Origin of the sequence: Geopseudomonas aromaticivorans (assembly GCF_019097855.1) — a bacterium.
In the GTDB taxonomy this organism is placed as follows: Bacteria; Pseudomonadota; Gammaproteobacteria; order Pseudomonadales; family Pseudomonadaceae; genus Geopseudomonas; species Geopseudomonas aromaticivorans.
The window spans coordinates 117,852-133,223 of the sequence record NZ_JAHRGL010000002.1 but is presented as its reverse complement, the minus strand read 5'-3'; the positions used below and the strand labels follow the sequence as shown (position 1 = coordinate 133,223).

Below are 15,372 nucleotides of genomic sequence, written 5' to 3'. Positions count from 1 at the left end.
TCCCCGCTGCGCGATGCCCAGTTGCCGGTGCTTGCCATCCCCATGTTGCCTTGTAAAACAGCGACTACGCTGCAGATGGAGTGCGCCGGAAACCGCGCACAACGATCTCAAGGAGAGCCAGATGTCTGTGATTCGCAACCTTCCCCTGCTGGTCGGCATAGCCCTGCTCGGCGCCTGCGCCAGCCAATCCGACAACCAGCAACTGACCAGCACGGTCAGCCAAAGCGCCGTCGTTGCCCAAGGCGTACCTGGCGGCATCCTCATCGAGGAGGAGCAAGTCCGGGCCACCGTGGTCGCCCTCGACCGCAGCAAGCGCACTTTCACCCTGCAGGATGAACAGGGCAATCGGCGAACCGTGCAGGCCCCGCCGGAAATGCGCAACTACCCGCAGCTGGCGGTCGGCGACCAGCTGACGGCGACGGTGCGGGTGGAAAGCTCCCTCTATCTGCGCGAGCCGGGCAAAGCCGACGAGGAGTCCCGGGAGGGCGCAGCGATGGTGTTGACCCCGCCGCAAGGCAGCAAGCCGGGTCTGCTGGTTGCCAGCACCCAGACGGCCACCGCCGTGGTCAAGGCCATCGATACCCGCGCGCATACCGCCACGCTGCAGTTTGCCGATGGCAGCAGCCGTACCTACCAGGTCCGTCCGGATGTCGAGGTCAAGCCGGAGTATCTCAATCGCGAGGTGGTGATTCGCCAGGACTCGGAAGTTTCGGTGAGCGTGGAGACTCCGTAAGTCCCTCTCCCCGGCGGGCCCCGCCCGCCGGATGGCTGAGCCCCGCAGACGTGGTGCCAAAACGCCTGCCGACGTGGCACCTGCGCGCATGCGCTCTGCGACCGTGGCGACAGCAAGTACAAAACGCAGAAAGCACAAGGGGGAGCCTAGGCTCCCCCTTCAAATCGGTCATGCTTTGTTGTTCTTGTACTGACAGGCCTGTTGTTTTTATTGGCAGCCCGCCCGGGCCTGTAACCCGGTAGCAGTCCCAAGACGGGACCAGGAACAAGCGGATTATTTTGGACGCTGATGTTGCCGCTACCCTTGCGGGTTCAACCGGTTTTGGACGCTGCCTCGGGGCAGTTTTATTGTTCTCGGTCCGGTCGAGGGAGAACCCCATCGGGCAACTCCTCTCCAAAAGAATCAGTTTGCTGCGCCTCCACCCTGTTGTTTTTGTTGTGTTGGAGCCGTTACGTCTTGTTTTTATTGTGTTGGTTCAGCGTTCTTGTTTTTGTTGTACGAATACTAAAGCAGGCACCGTGCCAACTTTTTAGAATCCTTTAAAATCAATGACTTACAATTAATTACGGGGCCGGCGGGCAGAAAAAAGCCGCAGCCACGTTACCGGCAACCCCAGATGCCGTTACGCCATCATGCCGGGGTAACACCTCGGGGGCCTGCCGCGTAACCGCGGCTGGCTCCTCGCTTACGCGCGTTCAAGTCAGCCCGCACGCGTTCCCCACACCGGCGCGTCCGCTTCCAGCCTGAGCGAAGTCCGCGCCAGGCCCGGCGTGCGCGACAGCCGCGGCGCCGGGGCCGCCTGCTGCATGCCGTCGAGTTCCTGGTACACCCCGCGCGCCTGCAGGTGCGCATGCTGCGGTACCTCGTCCAGCGTCAGCACCGGGGCGAAGCAGGCGTCGCTGCCTTCCAGCAGCGCGCACCACTCGGCCTGGGTGCGGGTGGCGAACAGCTCGGCCAGACACTGGCCGTGCGCCGCCCAGTTGGCCGGATCGTCACGTCCCTCGTACAGACTGGCCGGCGCCTCGATGCGCTCGAGAAACTCGCGGTAGAACTGCGGCTCCAGCGGGCCGATAGCGATCTCGCGACCGTCGGCGCAGGTGTAGCAGCGGTAATGCGGCGCCGCGCCGCCGAGCAGGTTGCGCTCGCGATCCAGCGACAGGCGACCGCCGGCGAAGAAGCTCATCAGCGAGGACACCCCGTCGACGATGGCGGCGTCGACCACCTGGCCCTGGCCCGAGCGCTCGCGCTCCCACAGCGCGGTCATGATGCCAAAGGCGAGGAACATCGAGCCGCCGCCGAAATCGCCGACCAGATTGAGCGGCGGGATCGCCCCGCCCTCGCGCCCGCCGATGGCGGCCAGCGCGCCGGTGAGGGCGATGTAGTTGATGTCGTGGCCGGCGGCCCTGGCCAGCGGGCCGTCCTGCCCCCAGCCAGTCATGCGCCCGTAGACCAGCCGCGGGTTGCGCACCCGCAGCACCTCCGGCCCCAGGCCGAGGCGCTCCATCACCCCGGGACGGAAGCCCTCGATCAGCACGTCGGCCTGCTCGGCCAGCTCCAGACAGCGCGCGCGCCCCGCCTCGCTGCGGATGTCCAGCACCAGCACCGAGCGCCCGCGGTCGGCCACCGGGTTGGGCCAGCCGTTGCCACCCTCGCGCTCGATGCGCACCACGTCGGCGCCCATGTCGGCGAGCAGCATGGCGCAGTGCGGCCCGGGGCCGATGCTGGCGAACTCGAGCACGCGCAGGCCGGCCAGCGGCCCCGGGTTGGTCGTCATTCAGAAACCCTCCGCGCGCAAGCCATTGACCAGGTGGTCGCGGTAACGCTCGCGCAGCACCTTCTTGTTGATCTTGCCGGTGGCGGTGAGCGGCACCTGGTCGATGACCACCGCATCGGGCATCCACCACTTGACGATGTTCGGTTCGAGGTGGGCCAGCACCCGCTTCACGCAGATCTCGACATCATCGTGCGGCTCGATCACCAGCAGCGGGCGCTCCTCCCATTTCGGGTGGAACACGCCGACCACCGCGGCGATCTTCACCCCCGGGCAGGCCGCGGCGACGTTCTCGATGTCGATCGAGCTGACCCACTCGCCGCCCGACTTGATCACGTCCTTGCTGCGGTCGGTGATGCGCATGAAGCCGTCGCCATCCAGGGTAGCGATGTCGCCGGTGTCGAACCAGCCGTCGGCGTCGAGGGCGCTCTGCTCGCTGCGGAAGTAACGCTCGATGGTCCAGGGGCCGCGCACCAGCAGCTTGCCGGCGCTCTCGCCGTCGCGCGGCAGCTCACTGCCGTCCTCGTCGACGATTTTCAGCTCGATGCCGAACTGCAGGCGGCCCTGACGGGTCCAGATCACCTCGTCGGTGGCCTGCTGACCACGGGCGGCCAGCTTCGGAGTCGGCGTCGAAATCACCCCCAGCGGGCTGGTCTCGGTCATCCCCCACAGCTGGCGGATGGTCACCCCGTACTTGCCCTGGAACTTCTCGGCCATCGCCCGCGGCACCGCCGAGCCGCCGATCACCAGCCGATCCAGGCTGCCGGCGTCCTCGCCGCTGCGCTCGAGGTGGTCGAGATACATGGTCCAGATGGTCGGCACGCCTCCGGAGAAGGTCACGCCTTCGCTCTTGATCAGCTCCTGCAGGCTGCGACCGTCCATCTTGTCGCACGGCAGGACGAACTTGCAGCCGTTGATCGCTGCGGCGAACGGCAGGCCCCAGGCGGTGCCGTGGTACAGCGACGAGCACGGCATCACGCAGTCGAAGGCCGACAGACCGAACGCGCCGCTCAACCCTGCCGCCATGGCATGCAGCACCACCGAACGATGGCTGTACAGCACCCCCTTGGGATCGCCGGTGGTGCCCGAGGTGTAGCAGAGGATGGCACCGGCGTTCTCGTCGAAGCTCGGCCAGTCGAGCGGCTGCTCAGCGGCGATCAATGTTTCGTAGCTGGGCGCCGGCACGCCGGCATCCGGGCAGTCGCGGTCCGCCAGCGCGATGAAATGACGGATGTTGCCGAGCTGCGGGCGCAGCCGCGCCACGATGGGCGCGAAGCTGCGGTCGAACAGCAGCACGCTGCTGCCGGCGTGGTTGAGGGTGTAGGCGATCTGCTCGTCGGACAGCCGCGGGTTGGCGGTGTGCAGCACTGCACCGATGCCCGGCACGGCGAAGAACAGCTCGTAGTGACGATGGGTGTTCCAGGCCAGCGAGGACACGCAATCGCCGGCGCCGATCCCCAGGCGCTGCAGCATCGCCGCCGCCTGGCCGGCGCGGCTCGCCAGGCCCTGATAGTCGTAGCGCCACAGCGGCTCGTCGATCAGCCGCGAAACCACTTCCTGATCGCCATGCGCGCTGGCGGCATGCTTGAGGATGCTGCTGATCAGCAGCGGGGCCTTTTGCATCAGACCTTCTAGCATTTTGACTACCTCTTGTTGTTCTTGTTTTTAAGAGACATCGTCGGCCATTGGCCGTGAAACGCTGGAAAAACTCCGTCCTACCTCTGGATCACTGCTTATTACTGAAGGCTGCCGAGCGTACCGATCTCGAGCAGCCCGCCTTGTCGGTCCCTGCTCACTCCCCGAGGTTGCGCGCGATCACCAGGCGCTGGATGTCGCTGGTGCCTTCGTAGATCTGGCAGACGCGCACGTCGCGGTAGATGCGTTCCACCGGAAAGTCGCGCAGGTAGCCGTAGCCGCCGAGGGTCTGGATCGCCGCGGAGCAGACCTTCTCGGCCATTTCCGAGGCAAACAGCTTGGCCATCGACGCCTCGACCAGCGCCGGCCGGCCGGCGTCGCGCAGCGCGGCGGCGTGGTGCACCATCTGCCGCGCCACGGCGATCTGGGTCGCCATGTCGGCCAGGCGGAAGGCCACCGCCTGGTGCTCGAGCAGCGGCTTGCCGAACGCCTCGCGCTCGCGGGCATAGTCGCGCGCCACCTCGAAGGCCGCGCGGGCCATGCCCACCGCCTGCGCGGCGATGCCGATGCGCCCGCCCTCCAGGTTGGCCAGGGCGATGCGGTAGCCGTCGCCCTCCTCGCCGAGGCGCTGGGCAGCCGGCACGCGCAGGTCCTCGAAGGCGATCTGGCAGGTGTCGGAGGCATGCTGGCCGAGCTTGTCCTCGACGCGCACCACCTGGTAGCCGGGGCTGTCGGTGGACACGATGAAGGCGCTGATGCCGCGCTTGCCGGCCGCCGGATCGGTGACGGCGAAGACGATCACCGTGCCGGCGTGCTGCCCGGAGGTGATGAACTGCTTGGCGCCGTTGAGCAGGTAGCTGTCGCCGTCGCGCCGCGCACGGGTGCGCAGGTTGCTGGCGTCCGAGCCGGCCTGCGGCTCGGTGAGGGCGAAGGCGCCGATCTGCTCGCCGCGCGCCAGCGGGACGAGGAAACGGCGCTGCTGCTCGGCGTTGCCGAAGCGCAGGATCGGCACGCAGCCCACCGAGTTGTGCACGCTCATGATGGTCGAGCAGGCGCCGTCGCCGGCAGCGATCTCTTCCAGCGCCAGGGCGTAGGCCAGGTAGCCGGTATCGCTGCCGCCCAGCGCTTCCGGCACCAGCATGCCGAAGAAGCCGAGCTCGCCCATCTCGCGGATCGCCTCGAGCGGATAGCGATGCTCGCGATCCCACTGTTCGGCGAACGGGCGCAGACGCTCCTGGGCGAACTGGCGAGCCATCTCGCCGATACTGAGTTGATCGTCGGTCAGCAGCATGGCCAGGCCCCTCAATCCAGGCGTTCGATGGCGACGGCTGTGGCCTCGCCACCGCCGATGCAGATGGCCGCCACACCGCGGCGCAGGCCGTGGCTGCGCAGCGCCGCCAACAGGGTGACCAGGATGCGCGCGCCGGAGGCGCCAATCGGATGGCCGAGGGCGCAGGCGCCGCCGTGGACGTTGACCTTGGCGTGCTCCAGGCCCAGTTCGCGCATGGTGACCATGCTGACCACGGCGAAGGCTTCGTTGATCTCGAACAGGTCGACCTGGTCCAGGCGCCAGCCGGTGCGCTGCATCAGCTGGCGGATCGCACCGATGGGCGCGGTGGGGAACAGGTTCGGCGCATCGGCGAAGGCGGCATGGCCGCGGATCACTGCATGCGGACGCAGGCCGCGGCGCTCGGCCTCGGACTGGCGCATCAGCAGCAGTGCGGCGGCGCCATCGGAGATCGAGCTGGAGTTGGCCGCGGTCACCGTGCCGCCTTCGCGGAACGCCGGGCGCAGGCTGGGGATCTTCTCCGGGCTGGCCTTGGGCGGCTGCTCGTCCTCGGCGACCAGGCGCTGCTCGCGGCCCTGGGGCACCGTCAGCGGGACGATCTCCTCGGCGAAGTAGCCGTCGGTCATGGCGTCGCGGGCGCGCTGCAGGGAGGCCAGTGCGTAGGCATCCTGCGCCTCGCGGCTGAAGCCGTGGGCCTGGGCGCAGTCCTCGGCGAAGGTGCCCATCAGGCGGCCCTTGTCGTAGGCGTCCTCCAGGCCGTCGAGGAACATGTGGTCGAGCACCTTGCCGTGGCCCATGCGGTAGCCGCCGCGCGCCTTGTCCAGCAGGTAGGGGGCGTTGGACATGCTTTCCATGCCGCCGGCGACCACGATGTCGGCGCTGCCGGCACGCAGCAGGTCGTGGGCGAGGATGGCCGCCTGCATACCCGAGCCGCACATCTTGTTCAGGGTGGTGCATACGGTCGACTGGGCCAGCCCGGCGCCCAGCGCCGCCTGGCGGGCCGGCGCCTGGCCGAGGCCGGCGGGCAGCACGCAGCCCATCAGCACTTCTTGCACCGCCTCGACCGGCAGGCCGCTGCGCTCGACCACCGCGCGGATGGCGGCAGCGCCCAGTTCGGGGGCGGTCAGGCCCCTGAGATCGCCCTGGAAGCCACCCATCGGCGTGCGGGCGCTGCTGACGATGACGATCGGATCTTCGTGGATCATGGTTTTTTCCCCCCTCACTTGGCGGCCATGCGCAGGGCGCCGTCGAGACGGATCACCTCGCCGTTGAGCATGGGATTCTCGACGATGTGCCGCACCAGCGCGGCGTATTCCTCGGGGCGGCCCAGGCGCGGCGGGAACGGCACGCCCGCCGCCAGCGCAGCGCGCACCTCCTCCGTCATGCCGGCCATCATCGGCGTCTCGAAGATCCCCGGCGCGATGGTCATCACGCGGATGCCATGGCGCGCCAGTTCGCGCGCCGCCGGCAGGGTCATGGCGACCACCCCACCCTTGGAGGCAGCGTAGGCCACCTGGCCGATCTGCCCGTCATAGGCGGCGATGGAGGCGGTGTTGATGATCACCCCGCGTTCGCCGCCCTCGTCCGGCGCGCTCTCGGCCATCGCCTCGGCAGCCAGGCGCAGCATGTTGAAGGTGCCGATCAGGTTGATGGCGACGGTGCGGCTGAAGCTGTCCAGCCCGTGCGGGCCGTTGCGGCCGAGCACCTTCTCGCCGCCGACCACGCCGGCGCAGTTGACCAGCCCGTGCAGCGCGCCGAAAGTCTCGCACGCCGCTGCCACTGCCTGGCGGGCGGCGGCTTCATCGGTGATGTCGGCGACCACGCCGCGGGCGTTGGCGCCCAGCTCGGCGGCGCGGGCCTCGACGGCGGCGGTGATGTCCACCAGCAGCACCCTGGCGCCCGCCTCGATCAGGCCCCTGGCGGTGGCCGCGCCCAGCCCGGAGGCCGCGCCGGTGACTAGAAAAACCTTGTTGTGGATTTGCATGGCGAATCTCTCTCGAACAGCCGCGAAGCGGCCTTGCTGCGTGCAGCCGGGTGTCTGCGCACGGGCGGCGCAACGTCTTGATCTGGATTTTCGGGAGGTGTCGGACGACTAGTCGGGCAGGCCCGCGGGGGGATGCACGATCGGGAAGCAAGGCGGCATGGCGGTTTCCTTTCTTGTTATAGGCCCGACGCAAACTCAGCGAGCGCTGGCAGTTGTCGTCTCGAGCCATGGAAGCACGGCAAGCGTGTTGAGTTCATATTGGTCAGGCATAGGCGGCCCGACAATGGCCGTTCTTCTCAATCTGCATGACCGTTTTGGCCAATCGCCGGCGCCAGGATCAGGCTGCGATAGTGGCCGGGATTGGTCCCCGTCCACTTGCGGAAGGCCCGGTAGAACGCGCTGACCTCGGCAAAGCCGAGCCGCGCGGCGATCTCGCCGAAGCTCACCTCGGCATCGGCCAGCCAGGCCGTGGCCATTTCCTCGCGCACGGCATCCTTGATCGCCTGGTAGGACTGGCCGACCTCCGCCAGGCGCCGGCGCAGCGTCGACGGGGACATGCACAGCGCCTGGGCCAGCACCTCGCTGGTCGGCCACTGCTCGGCCGGCAGGCGGCGCAGATGGACCTTGATGCGATGGGCCAGGCTATCGGTGTCGCGATACTTGACCAGGATGTTCGACGGCGCCCGGGCGAGGAAGTCCGCCAGTTCGGCCTCGCTGCGCCGCACCGGCAGGTCCAGCATCTCGGCGGCGAAGATGATCCGTGTCGAAGGCCGTCCGAAGCGCAGGTTGTCGGAGAACATCACCCGATAGTCGTCGGTGTACTCCGGCTCGGCGCAGCGCAGCTCGACCGCCAGCAACGGGATGCGCCGCCCAACGAGCCAGCAGGCCAGGCCGTGCAGCAGCATCCAGAAAGTGAAATAGGTGAAGGGGCGGCCGGGCTCGACACTGCGCTCGTGCAGCACCACCTCGGCCAGGCTCTGGCTGCGAGCGAGGCTGCCGCGGAAGCCCTCGAAGGTCAGGGCGAAGAAGTCCAGGGCGGTGTGCAGCGCCTCCTCCAAGGTGGCCTGGGTCCGACAGGTGCGACAGAGGAAGGCGAAGCTGCCCGAGCGCATGCGCCGCGGGTCCATGGCGAAGAATTCGTCGTCGAAATGCCGGGCCAGCCGCAGCCACAGGCGGCTGTACACGCTCACTTCCACCCGCGCCGCGGGATCGGCCAGCAGGGCCGGCTCCAGGCCCACCTCGCGCAGCAGCGCATCCAGCGGCTCACCGCGCTGGGCGAAGGCCTGCAGGGCCTCCGCGACCAAGCGGATGGAAATGGTGTCCTTGTGTATCGGTGCTGCGCGCTGAATCACTGTGCCAATTTCCGCTGAGCGGGTTTCCCGCAACCGCGCGCAGCCTCCCAGAAAACGCAGTCACCCTTCAAGCGTCAGAGCAGCAGGATGCCAAAGCGGCGGACAATCACGGCCAGCAGGCCGAAGCGGTGCACGGCCAGGATCGTGCAGGCCAGCAACTTCAGCCAGCGCCGACGGACTGGCCCGCGTCTTCAGAGCACCTGCTCGATGGTGATGTAGTCACCCTCGGTGCGCAGGGTCAGCTTCACCGTCTGGTTGCTGCGGTTGCGCCAGAACCAGCCGTGCTTGCCGTCGAACGCGGCGACCAGCACGCCCTGCTGCTCTGGCGTCTGCTTGCCCTTGCCATAGCCATGGTAGAAGCCCTTGGGCGCCTTGTAGGGATCGCCATGGGTGTCGTAGTTGAGCTGGCCGCCATTGGCCGTCCAGTGGAAGCGCGCCTCGGCACCCTGCTTCATCTCCAGCTTGATCTCGGTGGCCTGGTTGGGCTTCAGGGTGAGGTTCACCTCATGCTTCTGCCCGGCGACCTGCGGCTGCTGTGGATCCGGGGCCGACGCAGCGACCGGAGCCGGAGCAGCAGCAGGGGCCGGCTGCGGCTCGGCGGCAGGCTCTTCGGCAGCGGCCTCCGCAGCCGGGGTGGCCTTCAGCTCGCCCATCTGGGTCAAGCCCAGCAGGCGACCGACACCGGTCGGGTCGATGGCGTACTCCGCCGGCATGACCACGGTCACCAGCAAGGCGACGGCAGCGATCAGGGCGAGAACGGTGGAGCGCAGCAGCTGGGCGGTGCTGGGCAGCTCGTTGAGGTCGGGACGACTGTTGTGCATGGCGAGAATTCCTTACTGGGACACGATCAGACCGGTGAGCTGGTAACCCATCAGCAGGAAACCGGCGCTCAGCATGGCGACGTTGGCGGTGTAGGCATGGCGCCAGAAACCGGCGCTGCGCCGCCAGTAGTCCATGGCGATCAGGATGGCGCTCAGCGCCAGCAACTGGCCGATCTCGACGCCGACGTTGAAGGCGATCAGGTTGGGGATCAGGCCATCGGCGGCGATCTGGTAGTCGAGGATCTTGGTGGCCAGGCCGAAACCGTGGATCAGGCCGAACACCAGGGTGGCCGCGCGGGTATCCGGCTGGTAACCGAACCAGCGCTGGAAGGCGCCCAGGTTGTCGAGTGCCTTGTACACCACCGAGAAACCGATGATGGCGTCGATCAGGCAGGCACTGACGCTGATCTCCAGCAGCACGCCGAGCAGCAGGGTGACCGAGTGGCCGACCGCGAACAGGGTGACGTACAGGCCGACGTCCTTGAGCCGGTAGAGGAAGAAGATCACCCCGAAGAGGAACAGCAGGTGATCGTAGCCGGTGATCATGTGCTTGGCGCCCAGGTAGATGAACGGCAGCAGCATCACCCCCAAGCTTTCCCGGATGAAGCCCTTGTCACCCTCGGCCACGCCGTGGGCCAGGGCCTCGGGGGCGGCGATGAACAGCAGGGCGCTGAGCAGCGGCAACAGTAACGAGCGGCGCAGCCGTGCGACGAGCGCACCTGCCCCGTACAGGGAATGCGAATGCATGGAATGCTCCTGTTGGTGGTGGTTGCGAGGTCGCCGCACAGGCGAGCGCCGGCAGAGCACGAACCAGCCGTGCGGGGGCGCTCGATCAGGAAGACCGGCGCCTCGGGTAGGGAGTGACGCCGGGGGAGCGGAGGCTGAGTTCAAGCAGATCACCCGCTACCTGAGCGGTCGCAGCCCATTGTCGGGCTGCGACCGCTCAGCGCGGAATAGAACTTGGGAGGGGGTTGCCTACTGCCATGGTGCGGCCTTTGCGGACGCAGGCACGCCGCGAGGTGCGCCCATGGCCGCAGGGGTCAGCCCGGCTGACCGTCCAGCCGCGGCTTGCACAGCATCGGTGCGTAGTGCCAGACGAACAGGCCGAAGGCGGCGGTCCAGGCAGCGCCGGCCAGCAGCAGGCTGCCCAGCGGCCAGAATGGCGGCAGCAGCACCCGCCCGGCGGCGCCGAGATTGACCAGGGAAAACGCCCAGGCCAGCGCCTTGGGTGGCTGCAGCGGCCGACCGGTATGGCCGAGGCTGACCCGCGCGGTCATCGCCAAGATCAGGCCGCCGATGCCACCGACGCCCAGGGCGTGCAGCGCCAGGCTGGCATTGGCCAGCACGCCGAAGTGCCACAGAGCCTGCCCGGCCAGGGCGATCACCAGCCAGGCGTAGGCCAGGTGCAGCGACCACAGCAGCGGCACCCGCCACAGGCCGGCGTCGTGCCAGCGCGCCAGGCGCACGCCATGCAGCAACGCGACCAGGGCGAACAGCGCGCCCAGCCAGGCCTGCGGCTGCAGGGCCGGCCCCATGGCGGTGAGCACGGCAATCAGCAGCAGACCGCCCTGGGCGCTCCACTCCAGCCACGGCAGCGCCGGCACCTGCGCCGGACGGCCGAGGCCGCGCTGGGTGAAGAACGGGATCACCCGCCCGCCGATCAGCCCCATCATCGCCGCGACCAGCCACAGCGCGGCGATCACGCCCTGGCGCTGCCAGGTCTCGTTGCCCTGGGCGAGGCCAACCAGCACCAGCAGATCGGCCAGGGTCAGCAGCACCAGCACGCCAACGGTGGGGTAGTTGCGCACCTGGCGCACCGCCCAGAGCATGCGCCCGAGCACCAGCGCCACGGCCGGCAGGAAGGCCAGCTCCAGGGGGATCAGCAGCCACAGCGGCGCGCCCAGCAGCCAGGCCAGGCGCGCGGCCAGCCACAGCAGCGCCAGCGCCGCCAGCGGCCGACCGCTCGGCCCCGGGCGGCCGCTCCAGTTCTGCGCCGCGGTGAGCAGGAAGCCGGCGATGATCGCCGCGCCAAAGCCGAACAGCATCTCGTGACGATGCCAGCCCAGCGCGCCGCCGGCCGGTTGCCAGGCGGGCCACCAACCGGCCAGCACGCCGAGCCAGAGGGGAATGGCCAGCGCGGCGAAGACCGTACCGGCGAGGAAGAAGGGACGAAAAGCGAGGCGCCACAGCGGCGCGATCTGCAACAGGGCCTTGCGGTCGACCAACTGCATGGGGAGTTCCTTGCACGAAATCCGGGTGGCTGGCCTAGGGTGGGAAACGGCCGCAGGCCTTTCCCACCATCTCACTCGGAGTCTGGTGGAAAAACGCTACGCGTGTTTTCCACCCTACGGAAGCCTTTACCGATGGTGCCCACGCTCCGGCGTGGGTACCGGCCTGCGGGCGCTCCGCGCCCCAACCCACGGCGGTGTCCGGACGCGGAGCGTCCATACGCGGCATTCCCACGCCGGAGCGTGGGAACGATCACGCCTTACCCGCTGAGCCTAGCTCAAGCCTCCAGCGCCGCCGCCGGGCCGAAGAACTCGTAGCGGCACTGATCTTCCGGCACGCCCAGCTCGGCGAGCTGCTTCTTCACCTGGGCCATGAACGGCTTCGGACCGAGGAAGTAGGCGTCCAGGTCGCGCTGCTCCGGCAGCCAGTCGTTGAGCAGCGCCGCGCTGCTGAAGCCCTCGGCGTCGGCGGCATCGCCTTCGCGCGGCTCGCTGTAGCAGTAGAAGCGGCTCAGCTGCGGATGCTGCTCGCTCTTGGCGTCCAGCCACTCGCGGAAGGCATGCACGCCGCCGTGGCGGGCGAAGTGGATGAAGCGCACTTCCCGGCCAGTCTCCAGCGCCTGCTCGAGCATGGCCACCGCCGGGGTGATGCCGACGCCAGCGGTGATCAGCGCCAGCGGCTTGTCGCTGTCCTGCAGGACGAAGTCGCCGGCCGGCGGGAACACTTCCAGCTCGTCGCCGACCTGCACCTGATCGTGCAGGAAGTTGGAGATCTTGCCGCCCTCCTCGCGCTTGACGCTGATGCGCAGCTCGCGGCCGTTCGGCGCGGCGGACAGCGAGTAGTTGCGGCGGGTTTCCTCGCCGTCGATGACGAAGCGCAGGCCCAGGTACTGGCCGGGCACGAATTCCGGCACCGCGCCGCCGTCCACCGGCACCAGGTAGAAGGAGGTGATCTCCTCGCTCTCGGCTTCCTTGCGCGCCACCCGGAACTGACGCGAGCCGCGCCAGCCGCCTTCCTTGCTCTCGTTGGCGGCGTACACCGCTTCCTCGGCGCCGATCAGGATGTCGGCCAGTTGCCCGTAGGCGGCAGCCCAGGCGGCGATCACCTCGTCGGTGGCGATTTCCTCGCCGAGCACCTCGCGGATGGCGCGCAGCAGGCAGGCGCCGACGATCGGGTAGTGCTCCGGCAGGATCTGCAGCGACACGTGCTTGTGCACGATCTGCCCGACCAGCGGGCCGAGCGCCTCGAGGCGGTCGATGTGGCGGGCGTACATCAGCACGCTGTTGGCCAGCGCGCGCGGCTGGTCGCCGCTGGCCTGGTGGGCCTGGTTGAACAGCACCTTCACCTGCGGGTACTCGCCAAGCATGATCTTGTAGAAATGCTTGGTCAGCGCTTCGCCGCCGGTTTCCAGCAGCGGGACGGTGGCTTTGATGATGGCGCGGTGTTGATCGGACAGCATGGGCAACTCCTGAACAGGACCAAGGGGTGAGCGGCCATCGACAGGCCGCATGAACTGCAAGCACAATGGTCTTATCAGTTTCCGTGCCAGATTTTTTGTCCTTAAAAAACAATAACTTATCAAGATAGCGAGTCGGCATGACAACAGTTTTTCGCTGTCAAATCGACAGCACGGTATCAAAATGACAACGCATCCCCTGCTGCGCGCCCTCATCCCTCTGGTGGCCGATCTGTCCCGCGAGCTGCCCGAGGAGGAGCGCTACCGCCGTCTGCTCGGCGCGCTGCGCGCGCTGCTGCCGGCCGACGCCGCCGCCCTGCTGCGCCTGGATGGCGACACACTGGTGCCGCTGGCGGTCGACGGCCTGAGCGCCGATACCCTCGGCCGGCGCTTTCGCGTCAGCGAGCATCCGCGTCTCGCGGCGCTGCTGGAGCATCGCGGGCTGACCCGTTTCGCCGCCGACTGCGCCCTGCCCGATCCCTACGACGGGCTGGTCGAGGGGCTGCACGGTCACCTGGAGGTGCACGACTGCATGGGCTGTCCGCTGTACCTGGACGAGCAGCCCTGGGGCCTGCTGACCCTCGACTCCCTCGACCCGTCGCGCTTCGACCACATCGACTTGGACAACCTGGAAGCCTTCGCCAGCCTGGCCGCCGCCACCGTGCGCGCTGCCGAGCGGATCAGCGACCTGACCCGCCGTGCCGAGCACGACGAGCAGCTGGTAGAGGTCTATCGCCAGGCCGCCGGGCAGCAGGCCGACCGCGAGCTGATCGGCCAGAGCCGCGAGCACCGGCGCCTGCTCGAGGAAATCGCCCTGGTCGCCGGCAGCGACCTCAGCGTGCTGATCAGCGGCGAGACCGGGGTCGGCAAGGAACTGGTGGCCCAGGCCATCCACAGCGCCTCGCCGCGCGCGCGCAAGCCGCTGATCAGCCTCAACTGCGCGGCGCTGCCGGACACCCTGGTGGAGAGCGAGCTGTTCGGTCACGTCCGCGGCGCGTTCTCCGGCGCGGTCAGCGAGCGCCACGGCAAGTTCGAGCTGGCCGACGGCGGCAGCCTGTTCCTCGACGAAGTCGGCGAGCTGCCGCTGGCGATGCAGGCCAAGCTGCTGCGCGTGCTGCAGAGCGGCCAGCTGCAGCGGGTCGGCTCCGACCGCGAACACCGGGTGGACGTCCGGGTGATCGCCGCCACCAACCGCGACCTGGCCGAGGAAGTGCGCGCCGGGCGCTTCCGCGCCGACCTCTACCACCGCCTCAGCGTCTATCCGCTGCCGGTGCCGCCGCTGCGCGAGCGCGGCCACGACGTGCTGCTGCTGGCCGGCTACTTCCTCGAGGAGAACCGCGCCCGCCTCGGCCTGCGCAGCCTGCGCCTGACCAGCGAGGCCCAGGCCGCGCTGCTGACCTACGACTGGCCGGGCAACGTTCGCGAACTGGAGCACCTGATCGGCCGCGCCGCGCTCAAGGCCATGGCCGCCGGCGAACGGCGACGAATTCTCAGCATCGGTGCCGAACTGCTGGATCTGCAGGGCAAATACATCGCCGCGCCACCGCCCGACAGCCCAGTCAGCAGCCCGCCCCAAGCGGTCGGCGACCTGCGCGAGGCGGTCGAGCAGTTCCAGCGCCAGCAGGTCGGCGCTGCGCTGGAGCAGCATCAGCACAACTGGGCCGCCGCCGCCCGCGCGCTGGGCATGGACCGCGCCAACCTGCATCGGCTCGCCAAGCGCCTCGGGCTGCGCTAGCAGCCTGTTGAAATCGATGGCTCCCACGCTCCTGCGTGGGAGCCATGCCCGGACGCTCCGCGTCCCATACCGCGAGGAAATGACGCGGAGCGTCAAGGGCCGCATTCCCACGCGGGAGCGTGGGAACGATCAAGGATGCCAGACGTCCACTGCCGCGTTCCCACGCCAGAGCGTGGGAACGATCAGCATGTTTTTCCGCGATAAGGGCGTCGCTCCTGCGGTTGCCGGCGATCACCATCGTCCTCGCCAAGCGCCCTTTCGCCCGATAGTCGAACACTTTATTGCCCCTCAAAGCACCCCGCAACGGAGCGCCGCGCCTCACCGAAGTACATCCTTCCCCCTCCTCCGGCCCCCGTAAATCGCCAGCT

At 68.4% G+C, this 15,372-nt stretch carries 12 protein-coding genes; 2 read left to right on the top strand and 10 right to left on the bottom strand.

Annotation, left to right across the window (positions count from 1 at the left end):
* The first annotated feature begins 121 nt into the window (after window positions 1–121).
* Complete coding sequence (locus tag KRX52_RS02645) at window positions 122–733, top strand: hypothetical protein (RefSeq protein ID WP_217679601.1); 612 nt, start codon at window positions 122–124, stop codon at window positions 731–733.
* Window positions 734–1,433: 700 nt separating this feature from the next.
* Here the strand turns inward: KRX52_RS02645 and KRX52_RS02640 are convergent.
* From KRX52_RS02640 to hmpA, 10 genes are all read right to left on the bottom strand, one after another.
* Complete coding sequence (locus KRX52_RS02640) at window positions 1,434–2,507, bottom strand: CaiB/BaiF CoA transferase family protein (protein ID WP_217679600.1); 1,074 nt, start codon at window positions 2,505–2,507, stop codon at window positions 1,434–1,436.
* Window positions 2,508–4,127 (bottom strand): long-chain fatty acid--CoA ligase, encoded by a 1,620-nt coding sequence (locus KRX52_RS02635; RefSeq protein WP_217679599.1) that lies wholly within the window; start codon window positions 4,125–4,127, stop codon window positions 2,508–2,510.
* Between the two features lie 169 nt (window positions 4,128–4,296).
* Window positions 4,297–5,430: an acyl-CoA dehydrogenase gene (locus KRX52_RS02630; protein ID WP_217679598.1), complete on the bottom strand. Its 1,134-nt coding sequence runs from the start codon at window positions 5,428–5,430 to the stop codon at window positions 4,297–4,299.
* 11 nt (window positions 5,431–5,441) lie between these two features.
* Complete coding sequence (locus tag KRX52_RS02625) at window positions 5,442–6,632, bottom strand: acetyl-CoA C-acyltransferase (RefSeq protein WP_217679597.1); 1,191 nt, start codon at window positions 6,630–6,632, stop codon at window positions 5,442–5,444.
* 14 nt (window positions 6,633–6,646) lie between these two features.
* Window positions 6,647–7,411, bottom strand: coding sequence for a 3-hydroxyacyl-CoA dehydrogenase (locus tag KRX52_RS02620; RefSeq protein WP_217679596.1), 765 nt, complete (start codon window positions 7,409–7,411; stop codon window positions 6,647–6,649).
* 296 nt (window positions 7,412–7,707) lie between these two features.
* Complete coding sequence (locus tag KRX52_RS02615) at window positions 7,708–8,763, bottom strand: AraC family transcriptional regulator (protein WP_367890516.1); 1,056 nt, start codon at window positions 8,761–8,763, stop codon at window positions 7,708–7,710.
* A 191-nt stretch (window positions 8,764–8,954) separates the two neighbouring features.
* Entirely contained in the window at window positions 8,955–9,584 is a 630-nt protein-coding gene (locus KRX52_RS02610) for a transmembrane anchor protein (RefSeq protein WP_217679595.1), read from the bottom strand.
* A gap of 12 nt (window positions 9,585–9,596) precedes the next feature.
* Window positions 9,597–10,268 carry a HupE/UreJ family protein gene (locus KRX52_RS02605; RefSeq protein WP_437439683.1) on the bottom strand — a complete coding sequence of 224 codons (672 nt, stop codon included), beginning with the start codon at window positions 10,266–10,268 and terminating at the stop codon, window positions 9,597–9,599.
* 356 nt (window positions 10,269–10,624) lie between these two features.
* Window positions 10,625–11,815: an NnrS family protein gene (locus KRX52_RS02600; RefSeq protein ID WP_217679593.1), complete on the bottom strand. Its 1,191-nt coding sequence runs from the start codon at window positions 11,813–11,815 to the stop codon at window positions 10,625–10,627.
* Between the two features lie 275 nt (window positions 11,816–12,090).
* The gene (gene hmpA, locus KRX52_RS02595; RefSeq protein WP_217679592.1) at window positions 12,091–13,272 is read right to left on the bottom strand and encodes an NO-inducible flavohemoprotein; all 1,182 of its coding nucleotides are present in this window, start codon (window positions 13,270–13,272) and stop codon (window positions 12,091–12,093) included.
* Window positions 13,273–13,453: 181 nt separating this feature from the next.
* On the opposite strand from hmpA, the gene norR reads away from it, so the two are divergent.
* Window positions 13,454–15,004 carry a nitric oxide reductase transcriptional regulator NorR gene (norR, locus tag KRX52_RS02590; protein WP_217679591.1) on the top strand — a complete coding sequence of 517 codons (1,551 nt, stop codon included), beginning with the start codon at window positions 13,454–13,456 and terminating at the stop codon, window positions 15,002–15,004.
* Window positions 15,005–15,372: the final 368 nt, after the last annotated feature.

What these genes read in the sequence shown, in the direction of transcription:
- KRX52_RS02645 (WP_217679601.1), top strand. Translation starts at nt 122, where the DNA reads ATGTCTGTGATTCGCAACCTTCCCCTGCTGGTCGGCATAGCCCTGCTC.
- KRX52_RS02640 (WP_217679600.1), bottom strand. Translation starts at nt 2,507, where the DNA reads ATGACGACCAACCCGGGGCCGCTGGCCGGCCTGCGCGTGCTCGAGTTC.
- KRX52_RS02635 (WP_217679599.1), bottom strand. Translation starts at nt 4,127, where the DNA reads ATGCAAAAGGCCCCGCTGCTGATCAGCAGCATCCTCAAGCATGCCGCC.
- KRX52_RS02630 (WP_217679598.1), bottom strand. Translation starts at nt 5,430, where the DNA reads ATGCTGCTGACCGACGATCAACTCAGTATCGGCGAGATGGCTCGCCAG.
- KRX52_RS02625 (WP_217679597.1), bottom strand. Translation starts at nt 6,632, where the DNA reads ATGATCCACGAAGATCCGATCGTCATCGTCAGCAGCGCCCGCACGCCG.
- KRX52_RS02620 (WP_217679596.1), bottom strand. Translation starts at nt 7,411, where the DNA reads ATGCAAATCCACAACAAGGTTTTTCTAGTCACCGGCGCGGCCTCCGGG.
- KRX52_RS02610 (WP_217679595.1), bottom strand. Translation starts at nt 9,584, where the DNA reads ATGCACAACAGTCGTCCCGACCTCAACGAGCTGCCCAGCACCGCCCAG.
- KRX52_RS02600 (WP_217679593.1), bottom strand. Translation starts at nt 11,815, where the DNA reads ATGCAGTTGGTCGACCGCAAGGCCCTGTTGCAGATCGCGCCGCTGTGG.
- hmpA (WP_217679592.1), bottom strand. Translation starts at nt 13,272, where the DNA reads ATGCTGTCCGATCAACACCGCGCCATCATCAAAGCCACCGTCCCGCTG.
- norR (WP_217679591.1), top strand. Translation starts at nt 13,454, where the DNA reads ATGACAACGCATCCCCTGCTGCGCGCCCTCATCCCTCTGGTGGCCGAT.